A 23532-nucleotide genomic window follows, 5' to 3' on the forward strand; every position below is an offset into this window, starting at 1 on the left:
CTGAGAAGATCATGGCAGCCGTCCGAGAGGTCGTCCCTTCGGCCGCGGTTCAGGTGGTCCATGACGCCGGAGGCCTCGTGGTGCGCGCCGAAAGTGACGGCTTCGGCCCATGGACCCCCGATGAGCGACGCGCCAGGGTCACGGCCCTGCTCGACGACGACGTGGTCCGGGAAGTGCACACCTGGGAGCTGCTCACCGCCTCGGAAGCCGAGTGGTACGGCGACTTGGGCCACGCTGATGCCGACGATCGCGTGCCGCACTGGTCCTCCGCCCTGGAGCGCGCTCAGGACGCGGACCGCGCCCTGCCCTCCGTGACCTTCGCCAGTGATCTCGACGAGGATCTCGAATCGGCGCCCGTGGTCACCTTCTACAGCCTCAAGGGCGGGGTCGGGCGCAGTACGGCGCTGGCGTCGGTGGCGCGTCGCCTGAGCGGCGACCACGGGCTGACCGTCGTCTGCATCGACATGGACCTGGAAGCACCCGGCCTGGACTCCCTCTTCGGGATCGAAAGTCAGGTGGACACCGACCAGGGCGTGGTGTCCGCGCTGCTCCAGTACGAGTTCGGCGAACCGGGGTCGGTGCTCAAGCACCTCATCCCCGTGGACGACGCCGGCCGGCTGTACTGCATGCCCGCCGGCCGGATCGACAGCGCCTACGCGGCGCAGCTGCGCGCGTTGGAACCGGAGATCTGGTACCGGGAGCGGACCAACGCCCTGCACCGCCTCATCGACGACGTACGGGAGTCGAACCTCCGCCCCGACGTCATCCTGATCGACTCGCGCACGGGGGTCAGCCCCGTCGCCGCACCGCTGCTGTTCGACGTCTCGGACATGGCGGTGATCTGCTTCCATCCGCACGCCCAAGCCCGGGCCGGCACGGAGATGCTGACCAAGGCGCTGCTGAGTGCCACGACGCGGCGCAGCACCGACGGCCGGCCTCTCACCCCCGAGCCGCGTTTCGTCGTGTCGCCGATGCCGCCCGGGATCAGCGCCACGCGTCTGGCCGAGCGCGCCAGATCCTGGGTCGAGGCGTGGACGGCGACCGCGGGCTCCCAGCGCGGAGCTGCCCAGGGACTGTCAGCCGAAGAGATCACGCACGTGATCCCCTACAACGCCGAGGTGGCGTTCGCGGACACGGTCGGCGCCTCTCGCGGTCAGCTGACGCCGTACGCGCGCATCGCCGACTGGATCGTCCAGATCGTGCCCGAGCCGACGCCCGCCTCGGCTGTCCAGGACCGGACCTCCGCGAGCAAGGCCGAGGCGCTGCGACAGCTCTCCTTCTCGACCGGCACGGCGGAGATCCTCGACCACGAGGAGTTCCTGCAGGACTACGTCGTCACGCGCCAGGTCAACGAGACCGCCGCGCCGGACGTGCCGTTGATCCTCGGCCGGAAAGGCACGGGCAAAACCGCACTGTTCCGGTGGCTGGCGGCCGGCAAACTGGCTGACTGGGAACCGGTGCTGGTGACGACGCCGAACCAGTACAAGGGCCGTCCGGCGTGGTCCTTCGGGCCGGACAACTACGCGGCTGTCGGCGGTGCCCTCGAGCAGCGAGGACTGGACTGGGGCTCCTTCTGGCAGGTGCTCATGGCCCTCGCCATCCATCAGTCCTACGCCCCGGCCCAGCAGCTCGGAGCTCCTCACCGGGCCCTCGCCGAACTCGGCGACGGCGACTTCGCCGTGACACAGGCGGTCTTCGAAGTCCTCGACGACCCGATGGGCCCGCTCCGGTGCGGTGACTGGCTGCGCCGGGTGGACGCCGGCGGAGACCGTGGCGTCCTCATGCTCTTCGACGGCCTGGACACGGCGTTCGGTCACTCACCGGTCCAGCGCTCGCGCAGGTCGGCCGCCATCGCGGGGTTGCTGACGAAGCAGGCCGACCTCGCCTCCCGCCTGCGCCGGATCCGCCTCAAGATCTTCGTCCGCCAGGACATCTGGCAGGGGCTCCGGTTCGAGAACAAGAGCCACTTCTTCGGTCTGTCCCGCCGTCTGCAGTGGGAGGACCGGGAGGAGTACTTCAAGGTCGTCCTCAAACGTGCCGTACGGGCATCCGCCTTCGCGGAGGTGCTCGCGGTGCTCGACCCCGCCCTGCCCGCGACGGAGGTCGCAGCGTGGAGTCCCGAACAGGTGGCCCTCGCCTGGGGTGCCCTGGTGGGCGAGCGCATGCGGGGCGAGCGCACCGCCTTCACGGCCAACTGGGTCTGGAACCGGCTCGCGGACGGCAACGGAGACCACTCGCCGCGCGCCCTGCTGCAGCTGTTCGCCGCAGCGCTGGACTGGGAGCGGACGGAGGAGAAGCGCAGCGGCTACGACCGGTCCGTGCTGCGCCCGCGCAGCCTTGCGCTGAGTCTGGAGAGCGTGAGCGACAAGGCCCTGTCCGCCCTGCTGGACGAAGAGTTCCAGGAGCTCAGGCAGGTGGCCGAGGCCTTGCGGGAGTACGGCCGGACACCTGTCACCGAGGACGCGCTGGGCGACATCGAGGAGGACCTCGTCGTCCTGGCTCAGGAAGCGGGTCTGCTGGAAGTCATCGACAGCGACGGATCCGAGCGCCTGTTCAAGGTGCCGGATCTGTACCGGTGGGCCCTCGGTGTGACCCGTCGCGGTCCGATGTAGCGGACGAAGCAGCCGGCGGCGGTCCGTCTGCGTCTGCCACGAAGCGCCAGGTCTTCCGCTTCCGTCGGTGAGGGGCTGCCGCGGCGTTGAGGCGAGCCCGTTCCCGAGGGCGTGAAGATCAACCCGAGCGGCGCAGGGCCTCCGACAGGCGGGCCGCCGCGTCGATGACCGCCTGGGCGTGCATCCGGCCCGGGTGGCGGGTCAGGCGCTCGATGGGGCCGGAGACCGACACGGCGGCCACCACGCGGTTGGAGGGGCCGCGCACGGGCGCGGAGACGGACGCCACGCCCGGCTCGCGCTCGCCGATCGACTGGGCCCAGCCGCGGCGCCGCACGCCCGACAGGGCCGTCGCCGTGAAGCGGGCGCCCTGCAGGCCGCGGTGCAGCCGCTCCGGCTCCTCCCAGGCCAGCAGGATCTGCGCCGAGGAGCCGGCCTTCATCGTCAGCGTCGAGCCGACCGGGACCGTGTCCCGCAGGCCGGACAGACGCTCCGCCGCGGCGACACAGATCCGCATGTCGCCCTGGCGGCGGTAGAGCTGCGCGCTCTCGCCCGTGACGTCGCGCAGGTGGGTGAGGACGGGGCCGGCGGTGGCGAGGAGACGGTCCTCACCCGCGGCCGCGGCCAGTTCTGCCAGGCGGGGGCCGAGGATGAACCGGCCCTGCATGTCGCGCGCCACCATGCGGTGGTGTTCCAGGGCCACGGCCAGGCGGTGGGCCGTGGGTCGTGCCAGTCCGGTGGCGCCGACCAGGCCCGCGAGGGTGGCCGGACCGGACTCCAGAGCGCTCAGGACGAGGGCCGCCTTGTCCAGAACGCCGACGCCGCTACTGTTGTCCATGCAACGATACTCGCGTCTCACTCTGTGAAACGCAAGTTCAATTTTCCGTGGAACGCGCCACTCTGGAGAACACGAAGTCACAACGGCCCGTGACGTAAGGGCCTGGTGGCGGACGCCCGGAATCAGGGGTGCGGGCGACGCCGCCTCCTCAAGATCTCTAGTTGGGCCGGTGGACGCTTGCCGGCCGGAGGGAACAGCGATGGGTAGGACACTCGCGGAGAAAGTCTGGGACGACCATGTCGTCCGGCGCGCCGAGGGCGAGCCCGACCTCCTCTACATCGATCTCCACCTGCTGCACGAGGTGACCAGCCCGCAGGCCTTCGACGGCCTCCGCAAGAGCGGCCGCAAGGTCCGCCGCCTCGACCTCACCATCGCGACCGAGGACCACAACACCCCGACCCTCGACATCGACAAGCCGATCGCCGACCCGGTCTCCCGCGTCCAGCTGGAGACGCTGCGCAAGAACGCCGCCGAGTTCGGCGTGCGGCTGCACCCGCTGGGCGACGTCGAGCAGGGCGTCGTGCACGTCGTCGGCCCGCAGCTGGGTCTGACCCAGCCCGGCATGACCGTCGTCTGCGGTGACTCCCACACCTCCACGCACGGCGCCTTCGGCGCGCTGGCGTTCGGTATCGGCACCTCCCAGGTCGAGCACGTGCTGGCCACCCAGACGCTGCCGATGGCCCGCCCGAAGACCATGGCGATCACCGTCAACGGCGAACTGCCCGACGGCGTCACGGCCAAGGACCTGATCCTGGCGATCATCGCGAAGATCGGCACGGGCGGCGGCCAGGGCTACGTCCTGGAGTACCGCGGCGAGGCCATCGAGAAGCTCTCGATGGAGGCCCGCATGACCATCTGCAACATGTCGATCGAGGCCGGCGCCCGGGCGGGCATGATCGCCCCGGACGAGACCACCTTCGCGTACCTCAAGGGCCGCCCGCACGCCCCCGAGGGCGCCGACTGGGACGCCGCCGTCGCGTACTGGAAGACGCTGCGGACCGACGACGACGCCGAGTTCGACGCCGAGGTCGTCATCGAGGCCGCCGAGCTGTCGCCGTTCGTCACCTGGGGCACCAACCCGGGGCAGGGTGCGCCGCTTTCCTCCTCGGTCCCCGACCCGGCTTCGTACGAAGACGCATCGGAGCGCCTCGCCGCTGAGAAGGCCCTGGAGTACATGGGGTTGGAGGCCGGGCAGCCGCTGCGCTCCATCAAGGTGGACACCGTCTTCGTAGGCTCCTGCACCAACGGCCGCATCGAGGACCTGCGCGCCGCCGCCGAGATCCTCAAGGGCCGCAAAGTCGCCGACGGCGTACGGATGCTGGTCGTGCCGGGCTCCGCGCGGGTCGGGCTGCAGGCCGTCTCCGAGGGCCTGGACGTGGTCTTCAAGGAGGCCGGCGCCGAGTGGCGGCACGCGGGCTGCTCGATGTGTCTGGGCATGAACCCCGACCAGCTGGCCCCCGGCGAGCGCTCCGCGTCCACCTCCAACCGCAACTTCGAGGGCCGGCAGGGCAAGGGCGGCCGTACCCACCTGGTGTCGCCGCAGGTCGCGGCCGCGACCGCCGTGCTGGGCCACCTGGCCTCCCCGGCCGACCTGTCCGCCGACGACCGTACGCCCGCTGGAGTCTGATCAGTCATGGAAGCATTCACCACGCACACCGGCCGGGCCGTCCCGCTGCGCCGCAGCAACGTCGACACCGACCAGATCATCCCCGCCCACTGGCTCAAGAAGGTCACGCGCGACGGGTTCGAGGACGGGCTGTTCGAGGCCTGGCGCAAGGACCCCGAGTTCGTCCTCAACCGGCCCGAGCGGCAGGGCGCGACCGTCCTGGTCGCCGGACCCGACTTCGGCACCGGCTCCTCGCGGGAGCACGCCGTGTGGGCGCTGCAGAACTACGGCTTCAAGGCCGTGATCTCCAGCCGCTTCGCCGACATCTTCCGCGGCAACTCGCTCAAGAACGGCCTGCTCACGGTCGTGCTGGAGCAGAAGATCGTGGACGCGCTGTGGGAGCTCACCGAGAAGGACCCCACCGCAGAGGTCACTGTGGACCTTGTGGCGCGTGAGGTGCGGGCCGAGGGCATCACCGCCTCCTTCGAGCTGGACGAGAACTCCCGCTGGCGGCTGCTGAACGGCCTCGACGACATCTCGATCACCCTCCAGAACGAGGCGGACATCGCCGCGTACGAGGAGAAGCGCCCGTCGTTCAAGCCGCGCACGCTGCAGGTGTGATCATCGCCCGCAGGGCAAGGCGAGTTTCGGCCACCTGAAGATCCCCTCTGTACCCCCGGTCAGCCCGATCGGGGGTACAGCCGTGTCCGGACCCGGAAGGCCCCGCCGGGTGTGACGCTGCTCGCCAACTTCCCACGTTAACGGGGTGGTTGTTGGGGTACGCGAGGTGTACAGCCGGGGCTTCCACCGGTGTCCGGACATGCTGTCCCAGGCGGCAGTTGCACCCTGCGCAGGCGACAACTCGCCCCAGATGGCACAATCTGTGCATGGAACACGACGGCCAACTCGAGCTCTATGCGGCGGTCGCGGTCCTGCTCAAGGAAGCGCACTCCCGGGTGCGCGCACTGCAAGTCCCGGAGGGCGTACGGATGGCGCTGACCCGGAAGCTGCTGGTCATTACGGCCGTGGCCAAGCACGATCTCGCCGATGCGGCAAGGCGTCTGGAGCGGTTCGCCGCGGACCTGGACGAGGGACGTTTCCCCGTCGAGGAACGCTGAACCAGTCGGGACCGTCGAGTTCGTTGCGGCGCACGGGTGATTAGCCCGTTTCGTGTTTGATTTGCGGTATATATCTGCCTAACGTGCGAAAAAGCTTGAACACTTTCGTTCTGGCGATGTCTCCGAAGGGGAAGACGTGAACAAGGCGCAGCTCGTAGAAGCGATTGCCGACAAGATGGGCGGCCGCCAGCAGGCCGCCGATGCTGTCGACCATGTCCTGGACGCCATCGTCCGCGCGGTGGTCGCGGGGGAGCGGGTCTCGGTCACCGGCTTCGGTTCGTTCGAGAAGGTCGACCGTCCGGCCCGCTACGCCCGTAACCCCCAGACGGGCGAGCGGGTTCGGGTCAAGAAGACCTCCGTCCCGCGCTTCCGCGCAGGTCAGGGCTTCAAGGACCTGGTGAGCGGCTCGAAGAAGCTGCCGAAGGGTGACATCGCCGTCAAGAAGGCGCCCAAGGGCAGCCTGTCCGGCCCGCCGCCCACCATCGCCAAGTCCGCGGGCAAGAAGGCCGCGGCGAAGAAGACGACGGGTGCGGCGAAGACGACGACGGCGAAGAAGACGACGGCCAAGAAGGCCACCACCAAGACGGCGGCCGGCAAGACCGCCGCCGCCAAGAAGACCACGGCGAAGAAGGCGCCCGCCAAGACCACGGCGACCGCCAAGACCGCCGCGGCCAAGAAGACCACCGCCAAGAAGGCCCCGGCCAAGAAGGCGACGGCCACCAAGGCTCCCGCCAAGAAGTCCACGGCGCGCAGCACGGCCGCCAAGAAGACCACGGCCCGCAAGAAGTAACGCAGGCCGCAGGGGCACCTCACACGCCGGGCCGGACTCCCTCGGGGAGTCCGGCCCGCGGCGTGCCGGGAAGGTGACCGGGCGGTCCGGTCAGAAGGTCTGCAAGGTCACCAGGGTGATCCGGCGCGCCTCGCCGTCCCCTTCGGTCTCGATGCGCACCCGCTGCCCCGGGCGCAACAGCCGCAGACCCCCCGCGTCGAACGCCGCCGCGTCGAAGGGCACCGGTGTGCCGTCGTCCAGCAGCACCTGCCCGCTGCGGCTGTCGGGGTCGTACGTGTACGCGGTCGCCTGCATGCCAGGCAGCCTACTGCCCGGGTATCAGCAGGCGCGCGGCGGCCGCGGCCGTGTGCGGGCCCACGCCCAGCGCGAGCGCGGCCCGCAGGTCCTCGCCGGTGTCCACGTCCTGGCGTACCGAGTCCACGCCGGCGGGGCGCAGTTCCACGGCCCCCGAAGCGCGGTGCCGGGCGCGGGAATCCGTGCCGAACGCCGGGCGCAATTCCGTGCCGGGCCGCGCGGCCAGCAGGGTCGTGCCGACGCCGGCGGCGTCCGGGAGAAAAGCGCGGGGGAATTCCGCGGCCGCCTGAAGGACCCGGGACAATTCCAGCGGGCGCAGCGCCGGAAGGTCGGCGTTCAGGGCCGCCACCGGGCTTTCTGGCCGGGTGGCCCGCACGACCGCCGTCGCGTGCGCCAAGGCGGCGTTGAGGCCGCCGGCCGGTTCGTCGGGCACGATCCGCGCGCCCAGCGCGCCGAGCTCCCGGCCGGCCAGGCCGTCATTCGTGACGACCGCCACATCCTTCACCGCCGGGCACGCCAGCGCGGCCGCCACCGTGTCCTGGGCGAAGGCGAGCGCCAGGCCGGGCCGCAGGCCGTCGTCCGCGGTGTCCGCGAGCCTGCTCTTGGCCCGCTCCAGGGGCTTCAGGGGTACGACCAGCGTCCACAGCACGAGCGTTCCGTCCCTCTCTTGTCGCGGTCATTGTCACCCGGGTCCTCGGGGAGGCGCGGGGTCGGGGCGTACGGTGTTCTCGACAGACCGGCGGCCTGGGGCGACACTTGTGCGGCCCCCCTGCCCCCCGATCCAGGTCCTAGAGGAAGGTGTCCGCGTGCCCCGCCGCAGAATCGGCTTCTGGTACCGCTTCGCCGCGGTGATCTGCAAACCGCCGCTGGTGGTTCTGCTCAAGCGGGACTGGCGCGGAATGGAGCACATTCCGGCCGAGGGTGGATTTATCACCGCGGTGAACCACAATTCGCACATCGATCCCTTCGCGTACGCGCATTTCCAGTACAACACCGGGCGCGTCCCGCGATTCCTCGCGAAGAGCGGGCTTTTCAAGAAGGGATTCGTCGGCGCCGCGATGCGCGGCACCGGGCAGATCCCCGTCTACCGGGAGAGCACCGACGCCCTCAGCGCGTTCCGGGCCGCCGTCGACGCCGTGCGGCGCGGTGAATGCGTCGTCTTCTACCCGGAGGGCACCCTCACCCGCGACCCCGAGGGCTGGCCCATGACCGGCAAGACCGGTGCCGCGCGCGTCGCCCTGCAGACCAAGTGCCCGGTGATCCCCGTCGCCCAGTGGGGCGCCAACCACGTGCTGCCGCCGTACGCGAAGAAGCCCAGCCTCTTCCCGCGCAAGACCCACCACGTCCTGGCGGGCCCGCCGGTGGACCTCTCCCGCTTCTACGACAAGGAGATGACCCCGGAGCTGCTGAAGGAGGCGACGGAGGCCATCATGGCGGCCATCACCCGCCACCTGGAGGAGATCCGCGGCGAGAAGGCGCCCGAGACGCCCTACGACCCGCGCCGGGAGCGGATCGAGCAGCGGCGCCGGACGCAGGCGCAGACCCGGGGCGGCCGCGTGCAGGAAGAGGAGCTGGGCAAGTGAGCAAGCCGGTCAAGGCGGCGGTCTTCAGCGCCGGTTCGTGGGGCACGGCGTTCGGCATCGTGCTCGCCGACGCGGGCTGCGAGGTCACCCTGTGGGCGCGCCGCCCGGAGGTCGCCGAGGCGATCAACTCCACCCGGGCCAATCCCGACTACTTCCCGGGCGTCGAGCTGCCGGAGGGCGTGCGGGCCACCACGGACCCCGCCGAGGCCGCCGCGGACGCCGACTTCACCGTGCTGTCGGTGCCCTCGCAGACCCTGCGCGGCAACCTCGCCGAGTGGACGCCGCTGCTCGCCCCCGACACGGTCCTGGTGTCGCTGATGAAGGGCATCGAACTCGGCTCCGCCATGCGGATGAGCGAGGTCATCGACGACGTCGCCAAGGTCGGCCAGGACCGGATCGCCGTGGTCACCGGGCCCAACCTGGCCCGTGAGATCGCCGCCCGCATGCCCGCCGCGGCCGTGGTCGCCTGCACCGACGAGGCCGTCGCCCAGCGGCTCCAGGCCGTCTGCCACACGCCGTACTTCCGCCCGTACACCAACACCGACGTGGTGGGCTGCGAACTGGGCGGCGCGGTCAAGAACGTCATCGGGCTGGCCGTCGGCATCGCGGACGGCATGGGGCTCGGCGACAACGCCAAGGGCTCGCTCATCACCCGCGGGCTCGCCGAGACCACCCGGCTCGGTGTCGCGCTCGGCGCCGACCCGCTGACGTTCTCCGGACTGGCGGGCCTGGGCGACCTGGTGGCCACCTGCTCCTCGCCGCTGTCGCGCAACCACACCTTCGGCACCAACCTCGGCAAGGGCATGACCCTGGAGGAAACCATCGCGGTCACCCGGCAGACCGCCGAGGGCGTCAAGTCCTGCGAGTCGGTGCTGGATCTGGCCCGTCGGCACGGCGTCGACATGCCGATCACCGAGACGGTCGTGGGCATCGTGCACGAGGGCAAGCCGCCCGTGGTGGCGCTCAAGGAGCTGATGTCGCGCAGCGCGAAGCCCGAGCGACGCTGAGCTAACGCCCGGTCCGTCGGCGGGGCGGACGCTGTCTCCCCGCCCTACCAACGGGTACTCTCATCGCGATATGAGCACCGAGAACCTCCCCCAGAGCGCCGAGCAGCCGTCTCGCAAACCGCGTGTGGCCGTCGTGTTCGGCGGACGCAGTTCCGAACACGGCATCTCCGTGGTCACCGCCGGCGCCGTCCTGAAGGCCATCGACCGGACGAAGTACGACGTCCTGCCGATCGGCATCACCCGGGACGGCCGCTGGGCGCTCACCGCCGACGAGCCCGAGCGCATGGCCATCGTCGACCGGACGCAGCCCAGCGTCGACCAGCTCGCCGAGTCGGCCGAGGGCGGCGTGGTGCTCCCCGTCGACCCCGCCAACCGCGAAGTGGTCTACAGCGAGCCGGGATCGGTGCCCAAGGCGCTCGGCGAGGTCGACGTGGTCTTCCCGGTGCTGCACGGCCCGTACGGCGAGGACGGCACGCTCCAGGGCCTGCTGGAGCTGTCCGGTGTGCCGTACGTGGGCTCCGGGGTGCTCGCCTCGGCCGTGGGCCAGGACAAGGAGTACATGAAGCGGGTGTTCGCCTCGTTCGGGCTGAAGGCGGGCCCGTACCTGGTGATCCGGCCGCGCGAGTGGGAGCGCGACGAGGCAGCCGCCCGCAGGAAGATCGTCGACTTCGCCGGTGAGCACGGCTGGCCGCTGTTCGTGAAGCCCGCGCGCGCGGGCTCGTCCATCGGCATCACCAAGGTCGACGACCTCTCCGGGATCGACGAGGCCGTCGCCGAGGCGCGGCGGCACGACCCGAAGATCCTGGTGGAGGCGGCCGTACGGGGCCGCGAGATCGAGTGCGGCGTGCTGGAGTTCGAGGACGGCCCGCGGGCCTCCGTCCCGGCCGAGATCCCGCCGCCGCAGAGCCACGCGTACTACGACTTCGAGGCCAAGTACATCGACTCCACGCCCGGCATCGTGCCCGCCCCGCTGACCGAGGAGCAGACCGCCGAGGTGCGGCGGCTCGCGGTGGAGGCGTTCGAGGCCGCCTCCTGCGAGGGGCTGGTCCGCGCGGACTTCTTCCTCACCGAGGACGGGGAGTTCGTGATCAACGAGATCAACACCATGCCCGGCTTCACGCCGATCTCGATGTACCCGCAGATGTGGCAGGCCAGCGGTGTGAGCTACCCGGAGCTGGTGGACCGCCTGGTGCAGGCCGCGCTGCGCCGGTCCACGGGCCTGCGCTGACCCCTTCGCGCCCGTGGCGCCTCAGTCGGCGATCCCCTTGGGGATCGCCTTCCTGACGGCCGGGGCCAGGTCCACCAGCGGCGCCATGCCGTTCGCCGTGCGGTCCTTCGGGATCGTCACCTCCACGTACGCCTCGCGCAGGGTCGTCGTGAAGGCGAACGAGCCGTCGTCGCGCTTGTGCAGCAGCCACCCCACCCCGTTCACCTCGGCGCCGTCGGCCTCCGGATCGTTCATCTGAGCAGGCCGCGGCACCCCGCACCGCAGTATGATCGCCGGGCTGCCCCAGCCCGCGGTCAGCGCGGAGGCGGGCTGGGGGTCCTCACGGCGTTCACCGTCCACCGTCGCCGGCAGTACCTTGTCCAGGTTCCGGCACAGTTTCGCGGTCCGCGCGTTCGGACGGGGAACCGCCGCCGACGCACTGTCGTCTGCTGAGGAGCAGCCCGCGACGGTGATCAGCAGGGCGAGCGCGGGCAGGGCGGCGACAGAGCGGTGCCGGTGACGAGAAGAGTTCACCGGCACAGGGTAGACGGGGGCTACAGATGGACCACCGGGCAGGTCAGGGTGCGGGTGATGCCGTCCACCTGCTGGACTTTGGCGACCACCATGCGTCCCAGGTCGTCGACGGTGTCGGCCTGGGCCCGCACGATCACGTCGTACGGTCCTGTCACGTCCTCGGCCTGGATGACTCCAGGGATCTTGCTGATCGTCTCGGCGACGGTCGACGCCTTGCCGACCTCCGTCTGGATCAGGATGTACGCCTGTACCACGGAACCTCCAGGGCGGCCACGAGGATCATGTGGGGAAAAGGAACGCCACGGTATCGCGTCGCCGCTCGCCACGGGGAGACCCGAGCGGACCGGCGGTTGCGTGCCGGGGTGCGGGCACGGCGGAAGTGGACGGTCATGTCGACCGTAGCGAGGACCGAGATGACGCGCGACCGGGCACGGACAGGGACAGAAGGGGAGAAAGGGCAATGAAGGGCACTGTTGGTGAGCTCGGGGAGTTCGGGCTCATCAGGGAGCTCACCTCCCGTCTGACCACCACCCCGGCGGTCCGGGTCGGCCCCGGCGACGACGCCGCGGTGGTCGCCGCGCCCGACCGCAGGGTGGTGGCCAGCACCGACATCCTGGTGGAGGGCCGGCACTTCCGCCGCGACTGGTCCACCGCCTACGACGTGGGGCGCAAGGCGGCCGCGCAGAACCTGGCCGACATCGCCGCCATGGGGGCCGTGCCGACCGCGCTGCTGCTCGGGCTGGTGGTGCCCGCCGAGCTGCCGGTGACCTGGCCGACCGAACTGATGGACGGCCTGCGCGACGAGTGCCAGGTGGCCGGTGCCGCCGTGGTCGGCGGGGACGTGGTGCGCGGCGACACGATCACGGTGTCCATCACCGCGCTGGGCGATCTGCGCAACCAGGAGCCCGTGACCCGGGCCGGCGCGCAGCCCGGCGACCTCGTCGCCGTCACCGGCTGGCTGGGCTGGTCCGCGGCCGGGTACGCGGTGCTCTCCCGCGGCTTCCGCTCGCCGCGCGCCTTCGTCGAGGCGCACCGCCGCCCCGAGCCGCCCTACCACGCCGGCCCGGCCGCCGCCGCGCTCGGCGCGACCGCGATGTGCGACGTGAGCGACGGGCTGATCGCGGACCTCGGCCACATCGCGGAGGCCAGCAAGGTGCGCATCGACATCCGCTCGGGCGCCATCGACATCCCGACCCAGATGAACGACATCGGGCAGGCCGTCGGCGTCGACCCGATGCAGTGGGTGCTGACCGGCGGAGAGGACCACGCGATCGTGGCGACCTTCCCGCCGGACGTGAAGCTGCCCGCCCGCTGGAAGGTCATCGGCGAGGTCCTCAACCCCTCGGCGCTGCCCCAGGTGACCGTGGACGGGGCGCCGTGGACGAGCCAGGGCGGCTGGGACCACTTCGGGGACATGGAGTCATGATCCCCAGGGTTCTCACGGTCGCGGGCTCCGACTCCGGCGGGGGCGCCGGCCTCCAGGCCGACCTGAAGACGATGCTCGCGCTCGGCACGCACGGCATGAGCGTCGTCACGGCGGTGACCGCGCAGAACTCCCTGGGGGTGCAGGGCGCTTGGGAGCTGCCGGTGGAGGCGGTGCGGGCCCAGTACCGCAGCGTCGTGGACGACATCGGCGTCCAGGCGGTCAAGACCGGGATGCTGGCCTGCGCCGAACTCGTCGAGGCGGTCGCCGAGTTGCTCGCGGGCACCGACGCCCCGGCGGTCGTGGACCCGGTGGGCGTGTCCAAGCACGGAGATCCTCTGCTGGCCGCCTCCGCGCTGGACTCCGTACGGCGCAAGCTGCTGCCGGTCGCGACCGTCGCCACGCCGAACCTCGACGAGGTCGCCCAACTCACGGGTGTGCGGGTCGAGACGGAGGCCCAGATGCGCCAGGCCGCCGCGGCCGTGCTCGGGTACGGGCCGCGCTGGGTGGTGATCAAGGGCGGGCACCTGTCCGGGGAGGCCGTGGACCTGCTCACCGACGGCTGTGAGGAGCACTGGCTGCGCGCGCCCCGGCACGACAACCGGCACACCCACGGCACGGGCTGCACCCTCGCCTCGGCCATCGCCTGCGGGCTGGCCAAGGGGCAGAGCGTGCCGGAGGCGGTGACCGCGGCCAAGGAGTACGTCACCGGGGCGATCGCGGCCGGCTTCGCGCTCGGCGGGGGCATCGGTCCCGTCGACCACGGCTGGGCCCTGGGCAGGGGCACTGCGGGCCGGTGAGGGCGGTGGCCGGGGCATCGGTCGGCAGCGCCGTACGGGGGCGGCCACCGGCACCGCCGCGGCGAGCCGGCTGCGCCGGAGCTTGATCCGGGCCGGTTCGGTCTCCCGGCCCGCGCAGGGGAAGCCGAGCCGGGAGCGCGGGACCCGCCGCCTGGCCCCGAAGACGGGCACCCATGCCGGCCGGCACGGCAAAAAGCCGGTCCACCTCAGGTGGACCGGCTTTGTGCAGCGAACCAGGCAGTGGCCGCGCGCTAGCTGAGCGTCAGCGCGAGACCTTGCCGGCCTTGATGCACGAGGTGCAAGCGTTCACGCGCTTCGGCGTCCCGCCCACCACGGTACGCACACGCTGGATGTTGGGGTTCCAGCGACGGGACGTACGGCGGTGCGAGTGCGAGATGTTGTTGCCGAAGCCCGGCCCCTTGCCGCAGACGTCGCAGTTGGCAGCCACGGGTCACTCCAAAGACTTCAGATGCACTTACGGTTAATCCCGGCATGCCGGGATCGAGATCCCAGGGCTCCAGGAGCCGTACGAGATCTGAGTGGCGCTGCCAGGGGAATGGCCCGACCAGGATCGGGCAACCGGAGCAGCATACAACGGCTGCACCCGTACAGCGAAACTACCATGGCAGCTCAGGGGCCCGCGCCCGGCCCTCTTCCGGTCGGCACCCACCCGGGGTCTACGCTGCGAGCCACGTCCAGCAGCTCAGGGAGGCGCAGGTGGCGCAGGTGCCGCAGACGTTCTTCGATGCTCTCGCGGTGCGCACCTGGTGCACTCTCGCCCTTGAGGCCCTGGGCCGGGCCCGTGAGGAGATCGACGCGATCAACGTCTATCCCGTGGCCGACGGGGACACCGGCACGAACCTGTATCTGACCGTGGAGTCGGCGGTCGCGGCGGTGGAGGCGGTGTTCGCGGGGCACGAGGCGGGCCGCGGTGAGCCGGGGGAGCCGCGGAAGCCGGGGGAGCCGTCCCTCGCCGACGCCGTGCGGGCGATGGCACACGGCGCGCTGATCGGGGCGCGCGGGAACTCCGGGACGATCCTGGCGCAGCTGCTGCGCGGCATGGCCCAGGTGCTCGCCGCCGGCGAGCAACCCGCGCACGCCGACGGCCGGGGGCTGCGGCTCGCGCTGCGGCACGCGGCCGACTCCGCCCGCCAGGCCGTCGCCCACCCCGTCGAGGGCACGGTCCTCACGGTCGCCGCGGCCGCCGCCGACGCGGCTGCTGACACCGACGGCGACTGCGGGACGGTGGCCCGGGCGGCCTACGAGGCGGCCCGTGCGGCCCTCGCCGCGACCCCGGGCCAGCTGGCCGCCCTGGAACGCGCCGGTGTGGTCGACGCCGGCGGTCGGGGCCTGGTGACGGTGCTCGCGGCCCTGGTGGAGACGTTGACGGGGGAGAGGCCCAGAGCGGGGGCGTCGGCTGGTTCCGTGCCGCACGCGCGTGTGGGGCGGGGGGAGGCGGCGGGTGCGGACCTCCCCGAGGGGCGGACCCCCGCAGAGGCCTCCGCGGCGGTGGCGGCGCACGCGTGCGTGGCGTGCGTCCCGGGGTCGGCTCCTGCGGCCCCCGGGGCCGTCCCGGACCCGGCACCTGCGGTCCCCGGCTCCGGCGGGTGCGCCGACGCCCCGGCGGCCCCGGAGCGCGGCGGCCCCGCCTTCGAGGTGATCTACCTGCTGGAGGCCGACGACACGGCGGTGGCGCGGCTGCGGGAGCGGCTGGACGCCCTGGGGGACTCCCTGGTGGTGGTCGGCGGGGACGGGCTGTGGAACGTCCATGTGCACGTCGACGACGCGGGCGCCGCCGTGGAGGCCGGTGTCGAGGCCGGCCGGCCCTACCGGATCCGCATCACGCACTTCGGCGCCGGAGACGTGCACACCACCGGGGCGGGGCGGCCTGCCCGGGAGCCCGCTCAGCGGGCCGTGGTGGCCGTCGTGCCCGGCGAGGGCCTGGCCGGGCTGTACACCGAGGCCGGCGCGACCACCGTGCTCGCCCGGCCCGGGGAGCCGCCCGCCAGCGGCGAGCTCGTACAGGCCGTACGGCGGGCCCACGCGCGCGAGGTCGTGCTGCTGCCCAATGACGCGGAGCTGCGCCACACGGCCGCCGCGGCGGCCGAGCAGGCCCGTGCCGAGGGCGTCCGGGTGGCCCTCATCCCGACCCGCTCGGCGGTGCAGGGCATCGCGGCGCTGGCCGTGCACGAGCCGGAGCGCCGCTTCGACGAGGACGTCGTGTCGATGACCTCGGCGGCCGGCGCCACCCGCTACGCCGAGGTCACCATCGCCGAACGCCAGTCCTGGACCATGGCCGGCATCTGCCAGGCCGGTGACGTGCTCGGCCTGATCGACGGCGACGTGGCCGTCATCGGCTCGGACGTCACCGCCACCGCCGAGACCGTTCTGGACCGCATGCTCGCGGCCGGGGGCGAGATGGTCACCCTGGTCCTCGGCGACGAGGCACCCGAGGACGTCGCCGAGCGCCTCGAGGCCCGGGTCCGCGAGGGATACCTCGCCGTCGACACAGTGGTCTACCGGGGCGGGCGGCAGGGAGCGCTGCTGCTCATCGGGGTGGAGTGAGCCCCCCGGAGGCCGGCTCTGCCTCCGTCAGCCGCAGCAACCGCTCCGCCTCCGCCCGCAGGGGCGGTACCAGACCCTCCCCGTCGTCGTCCTCGCTGTCGCAGGCCGCCAGCACCTCACGCGCGCGTGCCGCCGCCTCGGCGTACCGGCCCCGGTCCGCCAACAGCCGTCCCGCCATGAGCTGTGCCTCGGCCCGGTCGTGCAGCGCCGCCGGCCCGGCCAGGGCGAAGGCGGCGATCGCCCGGTCCAGCCGGGACAGCACCTCACCGAACCCGGCCTCCTCCGCGTCCCCGGGCGTGGTACGGGCGAGCAGGTCGGCGAACTGCTTGTGGGTGTGGCCCAGTTCGGCGGTGAGCCGCAGCCGCGCCTCGCCCTCCGGTGCGGCCTCGAGCGCCGCCTCGCACTCCTGGACCGCGCTCGTCATCAGCTCACACGCCCGCTCCCGCCCCGCCCGGGTGCGCAGCGCCAGCCACGCGCGGGCACGCAGGGCACGGACCAGGCCGTGGGCGTCGCCGACCGAGCGCCACAGCTCGCCGGCACGCGCGTAGGTGCGGTCCGCCTCGTCGGGCAGGTCGGCCATCTCCAGGCTGCTCGCGGCGAGGTGGGCGAGCGTCGCGTGGTCCTGCTGCTCGGGCCAGTGCCGGGCGATCTCGGCGGCCTGAAGGCGCCGCTCGGCGGCCGCGCGGTGCTCGCCGAGCTCGCTCAGGCAGTCGCCGAGCCACCACTGCGTCTGGACGATCGCGCCGTCGCCGTGCGTCTCGGCCGACAGGTCGGGCAGGAGCGACTCCAGCACCTCCGCGGCCTCCGCCCACCGGCCCTGCCGCAGCAGGAACCCGCCGAGCTGGTGTCGCGCCCAGGCGCCCAGTGTCGCGCTCTCCCCGGCCTCGTCGGCCCAGTGCGCCGCCTCCAAGGCGTGCTCGGCGGCCTCCCGCACCTCGCCCCGCCCGCCGAGCACCTCGGCGAGCTGCAGGTGCAGCTGGGCCCGCCCGGCCGGCTCCACGTGCGGCCCGCCGTGCTCCAGGGCCGCACGCAGCGCCCGCTCCGCCCCGGCCGTGTCTCCGAGGTGATGGGCGAGGGAGGCCAGCCGGGCCTCGTACTCCACCGCGTACCACGGCAGCCCGGCGCCGACGTAGCCGGCCACGGCCCGCCGGAACAGCTCCGCGGCCGTCTGAAGGTCCCCGGTCCGGCCCGCCAGCTCCGCGAGCATCGCCTGCGCCTCGGCGGCCCGGGAGGCGAGCCGTACGTCCTCGCCGGTGTGCTCCTCGACGAGCGCGAGCACCTCGCGCGCGGCGGCTTCCGCCTCGGCCAGGACTTCTTGCCGTACCGGCCCCTCGGCCTCGTACACCCGCCGCATCAGGATCCGTGCCCGGCCGATCAGCACCGACGCCGTCTGCCGTATCCCCGTGCCGCCCCGCGCGTGCAGCGCGCGGACCGCATCACAGGGCTCGGCGACCGCCGCGAGCGCCTCGTCCACCGCCCCGCCGAGCGCGCGGACGTAGGCCGCACGCGCCCGTGCCGCCAGCGCCTCCCCGGGGTCGCCCGCCTCCGCGTACAGCTCGGCGGCCCGTTCGAAGAGCCTGGCGCCCTCGGGGCCGAGGCTCATCGCCTCGTGGTCGGCTATCTCCGCCCGGTCGCGCGCGTCCAGCTCGGCGCCGTCGGCGGCCCGGGCGACCGCCGCCCATGCCTCCACGGCGTGCGGCTGGAGGGTGTCCGACAGCCGCCGCGCCTCGGCGAGCAGCGCGGGCAGGTCCTTCTCCCGGGCCGGTTCGGCCGGCACCGCCTGAGCCACAGGCACCGCACTGACCGGACGCGCCGGCCGCACCCCCAGGGGCAGCCGTTCCACGAGCGGTTCCTGCGCCATGCGCGCGCGTGCCCGCTCGCTGACGTACGAGGTGCCGTTGCGCTCGTCGAAGCGGGCCGCGAGGGCCAGGGCCTCCGCACGCGCGTGCGTGGCCAGTTCCCGGGCCGTCCAGGTCCGTCCGGCCGGGCCGGGCACCTGCCGCTCGCCCAGCCCCAGCCCGGTCAGCCGGTCCATGAGCAGGGCCACCACGCACAGGAAGTCCAGCTTGCTGCGCGGATGCCCGTCGTCGGTGAAGTACCCGGGCCGCTCGGCGAGCAGCTCCAGGCCGCGCGCCTCGTTGCCGGTCAGCGCGCAGAACTCCACGTGGGCCGCGTACGCGCCCCGCATGCTCTCCATGGCCCGCACCAGCCGGAAACCCCGCAAGTGGTTGGCGCGCGCCTCGTCCGGGCGGCCCAGCCGCAGCAGCGGCAGCAGGGACGAGGCCAGCGCGGCGTGCGGCTCGTGGGCGCAGGAGAACTCGCCCTCCAGGACGGGCCGCCACAGCTCCAGGGCCTCGGCGTCCCGGCCGCGCTCGGCCTGCCACCAGCCCTGCCCGTTCAGCTCGCACGCGTGACAGTCGGCCATGCTGTCCCGGTCCGCCGCGAGCCACGCGGCGTACGCCCGCTCCGCCCGCCCGATGTCCCCGACATGCGCGGCCACGCTGAACTCGGCGCCGCGCACGGCCCGTTCGGAGTGCCCGGCGAGACGGTAGCGGTGCTCCATCTCGCCGAGCCACTTCTCGATGGAGGCCAGCGGGATGTGCGGCTGGCCGAGCATGCCGGCCGACATCCATTTGAAGACCCAGTGCAGCGAGTGGACCTCGTACTCGTCGAAGTCCTCGGGGCGTTCGTCCCACATGCGCAGCAGGCGCGCGAAGGGGACGAACATCTTGTCCTTCTCGGAGCTGTAGTTGTAGACCGTCAGCTGGTGGCGCAGCGCCTCGATCACGGCGAGCGGCTCGTTCAGCTTCTCGGCCTCGGCGAGGAGGTGTTCCGCGCGCGCGTTGCGGGCCGGTCCCTCCGGCTGCTCGGCGTTCTCCGCCAGCGCCCGGCGCAGCGCGTCGATGTCCGCGATCGGTGCCATCACTGACCGTCCTCCCCGTGGGTGGCCCACTCCAGCAGACCGATGAACGCCCGGTTCAGCAGCGCCGAGTCCGCGGGCCTGAGCGGGCGCTGCGCCATCAGCAGGGCCTGCCCGTACAAGGACTCCGTGGCGGTGCCGATCAGCTCCGGGTCGCCGAGCGCGCTGATCCGCCGGACCAGCGGGTTGAGGTGGTTGAGCACCAGGCGCGCGCGGGGAGCGCTGCCGCGCAGCGAACCGAGAATGCCCGCCCACAGGTCGTCGGCCTGCGCCTCGGCATCGGCCCGGGCCTGCTCGTGCCGGGTCTGGCGGTCGTCCAGGTGCAGCGCCGGCACGGACAGCGGATGGAAGGCCCGCAGCACCACGTCACAGCCCAGCGGGTCCAGCTTGGCCCGCGCGGCCGCCAGGAAGCCCGACAGGGCCAGCTCCTCGGCCGGGTCGACCGCGTCCAGGTGCGCGGTCACCGTGTCGGCGTCCAACTCGGCGACCACCGTCCCCGGACGCACCGAGGGCAGCGCCTCGACCAGCTCGCTGTCGTACGTGTAACCGCCGTTGACCACCCCGATGCCCTGCGCGGACGCGATCGGCGCGACCTGCCGGTACTCCTCCACGGTGCGCGTGAAGTGCACCACCGGGTGCCGCTGCGCGAACTCCTCCAGCGACAGCCGCCCGTCGGTCGTCTCGAACGGCAGCCACGGCAGCATCGTGCGCAGCATCTCCGCATCGTGCCGCGCCAGCGACTTCACGCCCAGGTGGTGCACGGCCAGGAAGGCCGCCAGCCGCTCCGGATCGCCCGCCGCCAGAGCGGTCAGCCACGCGCGGATCCGCTCGCCCAGGGCTTCCCGCACGGCGGCCAGGGTCTCGTCCTCGTACAGCGACTCACGGGAGGCCGTCGGCCGCAGGCTGTCGGTGTCGAGCACGCAGCGCACGAAGAACGCCCAGTCGGGCAGCAGCTGTTCGGCCCGCTCGGTCAGCAGCATGCCCTTCAGGTGCACGCGGTGCCCCGCGCGCTGCGCCGGGCTGACCGCCGACGGCAGGACGTAGGCCACGCCGCGTATGCCGGCCAGGGGAACGTTCAGGTCGATCGTGTCCAGCGGGGTGAAGCCGAACAGGTCGTGGCAGTGCCGGGCGAGGGCCACCCGGCGGGCCGCCGGGCTCGGATACGCGCGGTCCCAGGGCGCGGGCAGGTCGGTGACCGCCTCCTCGCCCACCCGGACGTCGTAGGGCAGCAGGGCGCCGAAGTCCCGCGCCAGCGCCAGCACGCGCGTGCCGTCCAGCCACTCGGCGGCGCCCGCGCGCGCCACCAGGTGCACGGTGGTGCCCGGCTCGGGCCGCTCGGCGTCCGGCAGCGTCCGCACGGTGTACGAGCCGTCGTCCCGGGCCGTCCACTCCACCGGCGGTGCCTCGGGCGTGCGGGCACTGCGGCTGACGACCCGGATCCGCTCGGCCACCACGAAACAGGCCAGCAGGCCGATGCCGAACTGCCCGAGGAAGTCCGAGCGGGCCTCCTGCAGGCCCTCCGCGCGCTTGGAGCTGCGGCCGATGGTGGCGAGCAGGCTGTGCACGTCCGCCTCGGTGAGCCCGATGCCGGTGTCCTCCACCCGCAGGGTGCCGCCCTCGGCGTGCAGCCGCACCCGCGCCGGCGCGCCGGGCTCTTCGGCGCGCCGGGCGGTGATCGCGTCCACGGCGTTCTGCAGCAGCTCGCGCAGATACACCTTCGGACTGGAGTACAGGTGGTGGGAGAGCAGGTCGACCAGACCGCGCAGGTCGACCTGGAAGGTGTGAGGTGACGGGGATGACTGAGGTGGCTGGGATGCCTGTGAGGTCTGGGAGTCCATCGTCGCTGCGCCGGTGGGGGGAGGGTCGGCGGCGCGGGGTCGGGCGGTCCCGGTGAGGCGGTGACCGCGGGGGATGGCCGGAGCGCGTCATCCTAAAGCCCGAACCAGCCGTCTGACCAGGGGTTTCCGGGACGTATCCGGTGAGACCGGCGCACCTTGCGCGGCGATTGTCAGTGCCGTGGTGTGCAATGGATCTCGTGCCCGCACTGGAACAACCGCTCAAGAAGGTGCTCGGCCCCGCCACCGCGAAGGTGATGGCCGAGCATCTCGGCCTGCACACCGTCGGCGACCTCCTCCACCACTACCCGCGCCGGTACGAGGAGCGCGGCCAGCTCACCCACCTCGCCGACCTGCCCATGGACGAGCACGTCACGGTGGTCGCCCAGGTCGCCGACGCCCGCCTGCACACCTTCGCCTCCTCCAAGGCCCCCGGCGGCAGGGGCCAGCGCCTGGAGGTCACCATCACGGACGGCAGCGGGCGGCTCCAACTGGTCTTCTTCGGCAAGGGCGTGCACAAGCCCCACAAGGAACTGCTGCCGGGCACACGCGCGATGTTCGCGGGCAAGGTCTCCGTCTTCAACCGCCGACTGCAACTGGCCCACCCGGCCTACGAGTTGCTGCACGGGGACGCCGAGGAGACGGTGGAGACCTGGGCCGGAGCCCTGATCCCCATCTACCCCGCGACCGCCAAACTGGAGTCCTGGAAGATCGGCAAGGCCGTCCAGACGGTGCTGCCCAGCGCCCAGGAGGCGCTCGACCCGCTCCCGCCCGCCCTGCGCGAGGGCCGCGGCCTGGTGCCCCTCCCGGAGGCCCTGCTCAAGATCCACCGCCCGCACACCAAGGCCGACATCGCCGACGCCCGGGCCCGCCTGAAGTGGGACGAGGCCTTCGTCCTCCAGGTCGCCCTGGCCCGCCGCCGCCACACCGACGCCCAGCTCCCGGCCGTCCCTCGCAGGCCCCGCCCCGACGGCCTGCTCACCGCTTTCGACGCCCGGCTCCCCTTCACCCTCACCGAGGGCCAGCAGAAGGTCTCCCGGGAGATCTTCGAGGACCTGGCGACGGAGCACCCCATGCACCGCCTCCTGCAGGGAGAGGTCGGCAGCGGCAAGACGCTGGTCGCCCTGCGCGCCATGCTCGCCGTGGTCGACGCCGGCGGGCAGGCCGCCCTGCTCGCGCCCACCGAGGTCCTGGCCCAGCAGCACCACCGGTCGGTCGTCGAGATGATGGGCGAGCTCGCCGAGGGCGGCATGCTCGGCGGCGCCGACAACGCCACCAAGGTCGTGCTGCTCACCGGCTCCATGGGCGCCGCCGCCCGCCGCCAGGCCCTGCTGGACCTGGCCACCGGCGAGGCCGGCATCGTCATCGGCACGCACGCGCTGATCGAGGACAAGGTGCAGTTCCACGACCTCGGCCTGGTCGTCGTGGACGAACAGCACCGCTTCGGCGTCGAGCAGCGCGACGCGCTGCGCGGCAAGGGCAAACAGCCGCCGCACCTGCTCGTCATGACGGCCACGCCCATCCCGCGCACGGTCGCCATGACGGTCTTCGGCGACCTGGAGACCTCCGTCCTCGACCAGCTCCCGGCCGGGCGTTCCCCGATCGCCAGCCACGTCGTCCCGGCCGCGGACAAGCCGCACTTCCTGTCCCGGGCCTGGGAGCGGGTCCGGGAGGAGGCCGCCGCCGGTCACCAGGCGTACGTGGTCTGCCCCCGGATCGGCGACGAGGAGGACGACCCCAAGAAGAGCGGCCAGAGGAAGCCGGCCGGGGAAGAGGCCGACAAGCGCCCCCCGCTCGCCGTCCTGGACGTGGCCGACCAGCTCGCGAGCGGGCCCCTCAAGGGGCTCGCTGTCGAGGTCCTGCACGGCAGGATGCAGCCCGACGACAAGGACGCCGTCATGCGCCGCTTCGCCGCCGGCGAGACCGACGTCCTGGTCGCCACGACCGTCATCGAGGTCGGCGTCAACGTCCCCAACGCCACCGTCATGGTGATCATGGACGCCGACCGCTTCGGCGTCTCCCAGCTGCACCAGCTGCGCGGCCGGGTCGGCCGCGGCTCCGCCCCGGGCCTGTGCCTGCTGGTCACCGAGATGCCCGAGGCGAGCCCGGCCCGCCAGCGCCTGAACGCCGTCGCCGCCACCCTCGACGGATTCGAACTCTCCCGTATCGACCTGGAGCAGCGCCGCGAGGGCGACGTCCTCGGCCAGGCCCAGTCCGGCACCCGCTCCAGCCTCCGGATGCTCGCGGTCATCGACGACGAGGAGATCATCGCCGAGGCCCGCGAGGAGGCCACCCGGGTCGTCGCCGCCGACCCGGAGCTGACCGGCCTCCCCGCCCTGCGCACCGCCCTGGACGCCCTGCTGGACGAGGAGCGGGAGCAGTACCTGGAGAAGGGGTGAGGCG

At 72.6% G+C, this 23532-nt stretch carries 20 protein-coding genes; 12 read left to right on the forward strand and 8 right to left on the reverse strand.

Annotation, left to right across the window (positions count from 1 at the left end; genetic code table 11):
* Nucleotides 1–80 precede the first annotated feature (80 nt).
* A complete protein-coding gene (locus AB0K80_RS19140) occupies nucleotides 81–2612 on the forward strand; it encodes a ParA family protein (RefSeq protein ID WP_365671051.1) in 2532 nt (843 codons plus the stop codon).
* A 118-nt stretch (nucleotides 2613–2730) separates the two neighbouring features.
* Here the strand turns inward: AB0K80_RS19140 and ndgR are convergent, their stop codons facing one another.
* A complete protein-coding gene (ndgR, locus tag AB0K80_RS19145) occupies nucleotides 2731–3447 on the reverse strand; it encodes an IclR family transcriptional regulator NdgR (RefSeq protein ID WP_023546516.1) in 717 nt (238 codons plus the stop codon).
* A 199-nt stretch (nucleotides 3448–3646) separates the two neighbouring features.
* Between ndgR and leuC the strand changes: the two genes are divergently transcribed.
* The 4 genes from leuC to AB0K80_RS19165 all read left to right on the forward strand — a co-directional run bounded on the left by leuC (nucleotide 3647) and on the right by AB0K80_RS19165 (nucleotide 6961).
* Nucleotides 3647–5074, forward strand: coding sequence for a 3-isopropylmalate dehydratase large subunit (gene leuC, locus AB0K80_RS19150; protein ID WP_365671053.1), 1428 nt, complete (start codon nucleotides 3647–3649; stop codon nucleotides 5072–5074).
* Nucleotides 5075–5080: 6 nt separating this feature from the next.
* A complete protein-coding gene (leuD, locus tag AB0K80_RS19155) occupies nucleotides 5081–5674 on the forward strand; it encodes a 3-isopropylmalate dehydratase small subunit (RefSeq protein WP_365671055.1) in 594 nt (197 codons plus the stop codon).
* A 266-nt stretch (nucleotides 5675–5940) separates the two neighbouring features.
* The gene (locus tag AB0K80_RS19160; RefSeq protein WP_365671057.1) at nucleotides 5941–6171 is read left to right on the forward strand and encodes a hypothetical protein; all 231 of its coding nucleotides are present in this window, start codon (nucleotides 5941–5943) and stop codon (nucleotides 6169–6171) included.
* Between the two features lie 136 nt (nucleotides 6172–6307).
* A complete protein-coding gene (locus AB0K80_RS19165) occupies nucleotides 6308–6961 on the forward strand; it encodes an HU family DNA-binding protein (RefSeq protein ID WP_365671059.1) in 654 nt (217 codons plus the stop codon).
* 90 nt (nucleotides 6962–7051) lie between these two features.
* On the opposite strand, the gene AB0K80_RS19170 is transcribed toward AB0K80_RS19165, so the two are convergent.
* Together AB0K80_RS19170 and cofC are read right to left on the reverse strand one after the other, a co-directional pair.
* Nucleotides 7052–7255: a hypothetical protein gene (locus AB0K80_RS19170; RefSeq protein ID WP_365671061.1), complete on the reverse strand. Its 204-nt coding sequence runs from the start codon at nucleotides 7253–7255 to the stop codon at nucleotides 7052–7054.
* A 10-nt stretch (nucleotides 7256–7265) separates the two neighbouring features.
* A complete protein-coding gene (cofC, locus tag AB0K80_RS19175; RefSeq protein WP_365671063.1) occupies nucleotides 7266–7904 on the reverse strand; it encodes a 2-phospho-L-lactate guanylyltransferase in 639 nt (212 codons plus the stop codon).
* Nucleotides 7905–8061: 157 nt separating this feature from the next.
* On the opposite strand from cofC, the gene AB0K80_RS19180 reads away from it, so the two are divergent.
* The 3 genes from AB0K80_RS19180 to AB0K80_RS19190 all read left to right on the forward strand — a co-directional run bounded on the left by AB0K80_RS19180 (nucleotide 8062) and on the right by AB0K80_RS19190 (nucleotide 11073).
* Nucleotides 8062–8838, forward strand: coding sequence for a lysophospholipid acyltransferase family protein (locus tag AB0K80_RS19180; protein ID WP_365671065.1), 777 nt, complete (start codon nucleotides 8062–8064; stop codon nucleotides 8836–8838).
* A complete protein-coding gene (locus AB0K80_RS19185) occupies nucleotides 8835–9845 on the forward strand; it encodes an NAD(P)H-dependent glycerol-3-phosphate dehydrogenase (protein WP_365671067.1) in 1011 nt (336 codons plus the stop codon). Before AB0K80_RS19180 ends, AB0K80_RS19185 begins: the two co-directional genes overlap by 4 nt.
* A 70-nt stretch (nucleotides 9846–9915) precedes the next feature.
* Nucleotides 9916–11073 carry a D-alanine--D-alanine ligase family protein gene (locus AB0K80_RS19190; RefSeq protein WP_365671069.1) on the forward strand — a complete coding sequence of 386 codons (1158 nt, stop codon included), beginning with the start codon at nucleotides 9916–9918 and terminating at the stop codon, nucleotides 11071–11073.
* 21 nt (nucleotides 11074–11094) lie between these two features.
* On the opposite strand, the gene AB0K80_RS19195 is transcribed toward AB0K80_RS19190, so the two are convergent.
* Both AB0K80_RS19195 and AB0K80_RS19200 read right to left on the reverse strand, forming a co-directional pair.
* Entirely contained in the window at nucleotides 11095–11586 is a 492-nt protein-coding gene (locus AB0K80_RS19195; protein WP_365671071.1) for a DUF3515 domain-containing protein, read from the reverse strand.
* 20 nt (nucleotides 11587–11606) lie between these two features.
* A complete protein-coding gene (locus tag AB0K80_RS19200) occupies nucleotides 11607–11840 on the reverse strand; it encodes an Lrp/AsnC ligand binding domain-containing protein (RefSeq protein ID WP_003997603.1) in 234 nt (77 codons plus the stop codon).
* 206 nt (nucleotides 11841–12046) lie between these two features.
* Here AB0K80_RS19200 and AB0K80_RS19205 point away from each other — a divergent pair, with 206 nt between their 5' ends.
* Nucleotides 12047–13012, forward strand: coding sequence for a thiamine-phosphate kinase (locus AB0K80_RS19205; protein WP_365671073.1), 966 nt, complete (start codon nucleotides 12047–12049; stop codon nucleotides 13010–13012).
* Complete coding sequence (thiD, locus tag AB0K80_RS19210) at nucleotides 13009–13809, forward strand: bifunctional hydroxymethylpyrimidine kinase/phosphomethylpyrimidine kinase (protein WP_365671075.1); 801 nt, start codon at nucleotides 13009–13011, stop codon at nucleotides 13807–13809. The genes AB0K80_RS19205 and thiD overlap by 4 nt, the downstream gene beginning before the upstream one ends.
* A 262-nt stretch (nucleotides 13810–14071) precedes the next feature.
* On the opposite strand, the gene rpmB is transcribed toward thiD, so the two are convergent.
* Nucleotides 14072–14257, reverse strand: a complete 186-nt coding sequence (rpmB, locus tag AB0K80_RS19215; RefSeq protein WP_003993230.1) for a 50S ribosomal protein L28 — start codon at nucleotides 14255–14257, stop codon at nucleotides 14072–14074.
* A 269-nt stretch (nucleotides 14258–14526) separates the two neighbouring features.
* On the opposite strand from rpmB, the gene AB0K80_RS19220 reads away from it, so the two are divergent.
* On the forward strand, nucleotides 14527–16374 hold the full coding sequence (locus AB0K80_RS19220; protein WP_365671077.1) for a DAK2 domain-containing protein: 1848 nt from the start codon (nucleotides 14527–14529) through the stop codon (nucleotides 16372–16374).
* Here AB0K80_RS19220 and AB0K80_RS19225 read toward each other — a convergent pair.
* Complete coding sequence (locus tag AB0K80_RS19225) at nucleotides 16358–19297, reverse strand: tetratricopeptide repeat protein (protein ID WP_365671079.1); 2940 nt, start codon at nucleotides 19295–19297, stop codon at nucleotides 16358–16360. The genes AB0K80_RS19220 and AB0K80_RS19225 overlap by 17 nt on opposite strands.
* The gene (locus AB0K80_RS19230) at nucleotides 19297–21132 is read right to left on the reverse strand and encodes an HSP90 family protein (RefSeq protein WP_365671081.1); all 1836 of its coding nucleotides are present in this window, start codon (nucleotides 21130–21132) and stop codon (nucleotides 19297–19299) included. The genes AB0K80_RS19225 and AB0K80_RS19230 overlap by 1 nt, the downstream gene beginning before the upstream one ends.
* A gap of 188 nt (nucleotides 21133–21320) precedes the next feature.
* Here AB0K80_RS19230 and recG point away from each other — a divergent pair, with 188 nt between their 5' ends.
* Complete coding sequence (gene recG, locus AB0K80_RS19235; RefSeq protein WP_365671083.1) at nucleotides 21321–23528, forward strand: ATP-dependent DNA helicase RecG; 2208 nt, start codon at nucleotides 21321–21323, stop codon at nucleotides 23526–23528.
* Nucleotides 23529–23532 lie beyond the last annotated feature (4 nt).

It is taken from the genome of Streptomyces sp. NPDC052682 (assembly GCF_040678435.1).
In the GTDB taxonomy this organism is placed as follows: Bacteria; Actinomycetota; Actinomycetes; order Streptomycetales; family Streptomycetaceae; genus Streptomyces.